6 protein-coding genes are annotated in these 6494 nt (G+C 36.0%); all 6 read right to left on the bottom strand.

The window, feature by feature from the left end; all coding sequences use genetic code 11:
• Positions 1-19: 19 nt before the first annotated feature.
• The 6 genes from B2S90_RS01120 to aroB all read right to left on the bottom strand — a co-directional run bounded on the left by B2S90_RS01120 (position 20) and on the right by aroB (position 6425).
• On the bottom strand, positions 20-1339 hold the full coding sequence (locus B2S90_RS01120; RefSeq protein WP_279148567.1) for an NCS2 family permease: 1320 nt from the start codon (positions 1337-1339) through the stop codon (positions 20-22).
• 72 nt (positions 1340-1411) lie between these two features.
• On the bottom strand, positions 1412-1921 hold the full coding sequence (locus B2S90_RS01115) for a shikimate kinase (protein WP_055232695.1): 510 nt from the start codon (positions 1919-1921) through the stop codon (positions 1412-1414).
• Entirely contained in the window at positions 1918-3033 is a 1116-nt protein-coding gene (locus B2S90_RS01110; protein WP_278780748.1) for a bifunctional chorismate mutase/prephenate dehydratase, read from the bottom strand. The genes B2S90_RS01115 and B2S90_RS01110 overlap by 4 nt, the downstream gene beginning before the upstream one ends.
• Positions 3030-4106, bottom strand: a complete 1077-nt coding sequence (gene aroC, locus B2S90_RS01105; protein WP_286696410.1) for a chorismate synthase — start codon at positions 4104-4106, stop codon at positions 3030-3032. The genes B2S90_RS01110 and aroC overlap by 4 nt, the downstream gene beginning before the upstream one ends.
• Positions 4096-5367 carry a 3-phosphoshikimate 1-carboxyvinyltransferase gene (gene aroA, locus B2S90_RS01100; RefSeq protein ID WP_286696409.1) on the bottom strand — a complete coding sequence of 424 codons (1272 nt, stop codon included), beginning with the start codon at positions 5365-5367 and terminating at the stop codon, positions 4096-4098. Before aroA ends, aroC begins: the two co-directional genes overlap by 11 nt.
• Positions 5367-6425 (bottom strand): 3-dehydroquinate synthase, encoded by a 1059-nt coding sequence (aroB, locus tag B2S90_RS01095; protein WP_286696408.1) that lies wholly within the window; start codon positions 6423-6425, stop codon positions 5367-5369. The genes aroA and aroB overlap by 1 nt, the downstream gene beginning before the upstream one ends.
• Positions 6426-6494 lie beyond the last annotated feature (69 nt).

Genomic DNA, 6494 nt, shown 5'->3' with positions numbered 1-6494 from the left:
AAACCAGCAATGCTGGTTTTTAGATTAAGAATGCGAAATATGCGATAAATAGTAAGAATAGTACCCAGACCATCTTGTTGATATCTTTAGCCTGACCAGTCGCAATCATGCTGATAACATAAACGATGAATCCTAATGCGATACCATTACTAATTGAATATCCAAGAATCATGAAGATGATTGTAACGAAACCACTTGCCGCAAAGACCAAGTTATCCCACTTGATATCCTTTAACTGTGAAGCCATTAAGATACCAACGATAACTAAAGCTGGGGCAGTGACTGCATCAGTAATCATAGATAATACTGGATAGAAGAATACTGTTAATAAGAAACAGATTCCTGTTGTACATGCAGTTAAGCCTGTACGTCCTCCTACTCCAACACCTGAAGTAGATTCTACGAAAGATGTCACTGTAGAAGTACCAATCATTGAACCAAATACTGTACCTACTGCATCTGCAAGTAATGCACGTTCAACATTCACTAATTCACCATTTTCATCAATAAGATCAGCCTTTGATGCAACAGCTACTAATGTACCGGCTGTATCAAAGAAGTCTACGAATAATAATGAGAAAATTGCAACGATACACTGTGGATGAGTGAACATTTCGTTGAACCCTCTTGCAAAAGCACCTATTAAGCTGAAATCAAAGTTAACTGATACAACTTTAGTTGGTAACTGTGGCATACCTTTTAATCCAAAAACTGAACCAAATACAACACCAACTACCGCAGTAATGATTAAGCCATAGAATACGGCTGCTGGCTTATTCTTTACTAATAATACTAATGTGATGATGATTCCAAATAAAGCAAGTAATACTGTTGGATTCTTTAAGTTTCCTAATGCTACAAATGTAGATTCACTTGCCACTACGATACCTGCATTCTTTAAACCTACGAATGCAACAAAGAAACCAATACCTGCACCAATCGCAAGCTTTAACTGTGCAGGAATCGCATTAATAATCATACGACGGATGTTTGTCACTGTAATGATGACAAAGATGATACCTGACACGAATACACAGGCTAATGCCCCTTCAGGTGATAATCCCATCTGTCCTACAATTGTATAAGTGAATAATGCGTTAACACCCATACCTGGCGCAAGAGATACAGGGTAGTTTGCCATTAATCCCATGAAGATGCTTGCGGCACCTGCAGAGATTGCAGTCGCTAAGAAGACACCCTGATGACTCATATGTGCCTGTCCTAAGATGGCAGGGTTGACTGCAAGAATATAGGCCATTGCTAAGAAAGTAGTAATACCAGCTAGTATTTCAGTCTTAACATTTGTCCCATGTTCTTTTAAGTGAAATAATTTTTCCATTGTTTTCTCCTCTCAAAACAAAGCACATTATAGTATATTCTTACACTTTATGCAAATACAAAAAAAATCCCCTTATAATGAGGATTTATTGTAATTATTCATGATATCTAGAATAGAATTGATGACTTTTTCAAGGGAACCATCATTTATAATATGATAGTCACATGATGACATATATTTATCTCTACGTTCTTTATCTAAAGCATAAAGCTTGTCTGGACCATCCTGTAATAGGGGTCTGCCACTTGGATCGACATCCTTCACAATATCTTCAATTGGACGGTCAATATAGAAAACAACACCATTTTTCTTTAGATATGCAATGTTTTCAGGTCTTTTAATCACCCCACCACCAGTAGAGATGATCTTCCCTTCTAACTCAGATACTTCTTTACAGCATGTTGTTTCATTATTTCTAAAATAGTCTTCAGAAATCGCAAACATATCTGGAATGGACATATTAAAGCGATTCACAAGATAATCATCTAAGTCAATCATTTCATGACCTGTTTTTTGTGAAAGCATATGTCCGAATGTAGTTTTACCACTTCCCATGATTCCAATTAAAACGATATTTTTCATGATTCCTTCCTTTCATAGTTACCAATCATTCTAAATGTATTGGTATATGTTTTGATTTCCTGTAAGGCACGCTGTACATGATCCTGATTCAAGTTACCATCTATATCTAAATAGAAATAGTATTCCCATGGAGACAATGGAAGTGGTCTTGATTCAATGCGGGCCATGTTGATGTTGTGTTCCTTAACGACTCTCATGACTTCATAAAGAGCACCGACTTCATGATTGACTGTGAAGACCATACTGATACGATTGGCAGATGGTCTTATTTCATATTGTCTTGCGATAATGATAAAGCGTGTATGATTGCTTTGATCATTTTGTATTGCCTTGGCAATAATATCAAGATTATAGAGCTTAGCTGCTTCACTAGAGGCAATCGCTCCTATTGTCTTATCCTGTGCTTCACTGATATATTTTGCAGCTGCAGCAGTGTTCAAATACTCATGACCTTCAATATGATGTGAATTTAAGAATTCAGAAGTCTGTTTTAAGCCCTGTACATGACTATAGACATCTTTGATATCGTCTAAAGTAGCTCCTTTGATACCAAGTAGATTCTGGTCTATTGTGATAGACTGCTCACCTACAATATAAAAGCCATACTTAGTGAGTAAGTCATAGTTATCATTAATAGCGCCTGTAGAGGAGTTTTCTAGAGGAAGTACACCATAGTCTATATCTCCTTCTTCTAATGCCTTATAGACATCTTCAAAGCGAGGATAGTTGATGCCTTCAATGTCTCCAAACCAGCTTTTCATAGCCTGATTAGAGAAAGAACCAGGAACACCCTGATACCCTACTTTAAAGTATTCTTTAAATTCTGTTGCTTCATATTTCTTTAAAGGAATAAAAGTAGACTGATAGCTTTTAGATAAATTCATTGTATCCTGAACAAACGTTTTCGCATAGGCTTCAAGAGACTTATCTTCTAGACGATCTACATTCTTTTGAATAACCTCTTTTTCTCTATCCTTCTGAAAAATCTGCATATCATGGGCTAATTTATATGTAATAACATCTTTCGCAACATGCATGCGTTTTTCAAATAAAGCGATGATTTCCTTATCAATTGCATCTATTTCTTCTCGACAAGTTTTTAAATCTTTCATAGTGCCTCCAGCATATCTAATACACCTAGTGCTGCCATCGCTTCCACAACAACAATTGCACGAGGAATGATACATGGATCATGTCTTCCAACAATTGCTAATTCTGTATTTTCATGTGTTTTCACATTGATTGTATTCTGTTTTAAAGATATAGATGGTGTTGGTTTAATGCCTACTGTAAATAATAATGGCATACCATTGGAAATACCACCAGTAATACCACCATTATGGTTTGTAGAAGTCTTGACTTCTTCTCCTTCATAATAATAAGCATCATTCGCCTCTGTTCCTTTGAGTAGAGTAATATCATCTAAATCACCAAATGAGACTGACTTTACAGCAGGAATACTGAAAAGTAATGGTGATAAATGAGCTTCAATACTATCAAAGAAAGGATTTCCAACTCCAGCAGGGAGTCCTGTCACAGCACATTCAATCTTTCCACCTACACTGTTGCCTTCTTTTCTTGCTTTTTCAATTGTTTCCTGCATCTGTGCATAAATATCATCATGAATAACAGGATAGTCTTTCTGGTTGAGTTCTTCTAAGTAAGCTGGAGTAATATTTAGTGGATAATGCGTATCTTTCACATCTTTAATAGATAGAATATGTGCACCGACATGAATACCTTTTTCTTTTAAAATCTGTTTTGCGATAGCACCTGCAAATACAATAGGGGCTGTGAGACGTCCAGAGAAGTGTCCTCCGCCTCTGACATCATTAAATCCTTTATATTTAATATAAGCAGGATAATCTGAATGTCCTGGACGCATATTATCCTTCAAATAAGAATAATCCCTAGAATGCTGAGATGTATTTTTAATAATTCCACATAGTGGTGCACCTGTTGTATAGCCATCTAAGACACCACTGAGTATTTCTACTTCGTCTGCTTCTTTTCTTTGCGTACTCATTTTGTTCTTACCTGGAGCACGTCTTTGCATATCTTTATTAATAGCATCCATATCTAACTTAATACCAGCAGGAAGATTGCCTATTGTGATTCCAATAGCTTTACCATGGCTTTCACCAAATAAAGATAATTCGATATGATGTCCCCAATTAGCACTCATGGTACTCACCACCTAGTGACTTGAAGTCTTCAAAGAAGCCTGGATAACTCTTCTTTACACAATCCTTATCATCAATAGTAATTGAACCATTGGCACGTGTAGATAAAATAGCTTCAGCCATACACATACGATGGTCATTAGAACTTGTCACTTCTGCTTTATTATAAGAAGTTGATCCAGTAATAGTCATACTGTCTTCTTCTTCAACTGCATCTATGCCAGTCGCTTTTAATAGTTCTACAGAAGCAGTTAAACGGTCGCATTCTTTAATACGTAAACGTCCTGCATTGATGATGTGTGATGTCCCTTCTGCTAGACCGCAAGCCACTGATACAACAGGCATCAAATCTGGACATTGAGAAGCATCAATAGTGGCTGGTTTGATTTTATCGCAGACAATCTTGATACCAGCACTCGTTTCTACAATTTCTCCACCCATCTGTTCCATAATATCTAGAATAGCTCTATCACCTTGTGATGAGTGCATATTAAGATTAGTAAGTGTAATATCACTGCCGAGTAAATCAGCCACTAGATAGAAAGCGGCTTGTGAGAAGTCTGCTTCTACATTGTAATCACATGGTTTATAGTTCTGATTACCACGAATCTGGAATGCCTGATAATCATGATTAATGATTTCAATACCAAACTTTTCTAACATATCAAGTGTTAAATCAATATAGCCTTTAGATTCTAAAGGTGTTGTTATTTTAATTAAAGAATCACCCTGTAATAAAGGTAAAGTAAATAACAATCCACTGATAAATTGTGAAGAAACATTACCTGGTACTTCAAATATATCTGAATGAAGCTGACCATCTAGAATAACATCTAAACGTTCTGAGTCTTTTCTAAGATAGGCAATCTTTTGTTTATCAAAGATATCATAGTATACATCAAGTGGTCTTTGTCCTAGTTTTCCTTTGCCGACAAAGTGTACACGAGAAAAGTTAACGAGTGATAAAGGCATAAGGAAACGTAATGTAGAGCCTGATTCACGAGCATCTATTTCTACTCTTCCAAGTCCTAATGTAATAGAACCATCAATAATTAAAGTATCGCCTTCCTGCTTAATAATCGCGCCTAAGGCTTTCATGCCTTCTATAGTGGCTTCAATGTCTTCTGAATAATCAATACCACTAATACGGCTCATACCTGGTGCGAGTGCTGCACAGATAATAGCACGATGGGCTAATGATTTAGAAGGTGGAACCGCAATTGTTCCTTGAAGTGTTTTTGGTGTAATAGTGATTTTTGTCATTATATGTCCTCTACTTCCAGAATCATCTCTTTCTGATCCTTATGTACATAATACTCTCCTATTGTTTTAAGTAAAACAAAAGATAGTGTTGAATTGATGTTTTTCTTATCGAAATCAATGGCTTTAAGTAGTTCTTTTGTAGGGACATTGGCATGAGCAGGAAGGTTATAGTGACTTAAGGCTTCTTCTATACGTTTAGTAGTGCCTTGTTCACATAATCCTTTAAGTTCTGCGATACGAGTAATAGCCACCATACCAATACCTACTGCTTCACCATGAGAATACTTTTCGTAATGGAAATGCTGCTCGATTGAGTGTCCAATTGTATGACCAAAGTTCAAGCATAAACGATCACCAAAGTCATAAAGATCCTTTTCTACAACATCTCTCTTGATATCTACACATTTATAAATAATTTCATCAATATCTTTATAAAGATCATCAAAATCCTTATACTGTGCTAATTGATCAAATAAAGCTTTATCTTTTATACAACCATACTTAATGACTTCTCCCATACCATCAGTAATGAAATGAGGGTCCAATGTTTTAAGTGTTAATGGATCAATTAAAACAAGTAATGGATGTTTAAAAGCACCGACTAAGTTCTTTCCTTCTGGTAAATCTACGGCAACCTTCCCCCCTACTGAAGAGTCTACCTGTGATAATAGTGAAGTTGGAATCTGAACAAACTTAATACCACGCATATAAGTACTAGCCACAAATCCTGCTAGATCACCAATAACACCTCCACCTAACGCAATCAATAAATCAGTTCTTGTAATCTTAGCTTCTAATAACTGTGAATAGATAGAAGGTAGAATATCAAATCTCTTAGATGGTTCTCCATGAGGAATAACGACTGTAGAGACTTCGTAAGAGTCTTTTAACTGATTGACCAACTGTTCTCCATAAAGTGGAAAAACGTTATCGTCAGAGACAATAACGATTTTCGCACCTGTGAAGACTTTGGAAATAAGTTCTTTGGCTTTATTTAAAATACCTTGTTCAATATATATAGGGTAACTATCTTTTCCTAAGTTCACATTTAGTTTCATATTAGATTTCCTTTCCAACAACCTTACCGATTTCTCTTAGTTCACTAATAAGTTTAGTATATTTTTCAG

Origin of the sequence: Catenibacterium sp. UBA627, assembly GCF_002299355.1 — a bacterium.
In the GTDB taxonomy this organism is placed as follows: Bacteria; Bacillota_I; Bacilli_A; order Erysipelotrichales; family Coprobacillaceae; genus Catenibacterium; species Catenibacterium mitsuoka.
Note: the sequence above shows the minus strand (reverse complement) of the source record. Positions and strands in the feature narration are given on the sequence as shown.

Excerpts from the sequence above, each read along its gene's own strand:
- aroB (WP_286696408.1), bottom strand. The coding sequence starts at position 6,425 with ATGAAACTAAATGTGAACTTAGGAAAAGATAGTTACCCTATATATATT.
- B2S90_RS01120 (WP_279148567.1), bottom strand. The coding sequence starts at position 1,339 with ATGGAAAAATTATTTCACTTAAAAGAACATGGGACAAATGTTAAGACT.
- B2S90_RS01115 (WP_055232695.1), bottom strand. The coding sequence starts at position 1,921 with ATGAAAAATATCGTTTTAATTGGAATCATGGGAAGTGGTAAAACTACA.
- aroA (WP_286696409.1), bottom strand. The coding sequence starts at position 5,367 with ATGACAAAAATCACTATTACACCAAAAACACTTCAAGGAACAATTGCG.
- aroC (WP_286696410.1), bottom strand. The coding sequence starts at position 4,106 with ATGAGTGCTAATTGGGGACATCATATCGAATTATCTTTATTTGGTGAA.
- B2S90_RS01110 (WP_278780748.1), bottom strand. The coding sequence starts at position 3,033 with ATGAAAGATTTAAAAACTTGTCGAGAAGAAATAGATGCAATTGATAAG.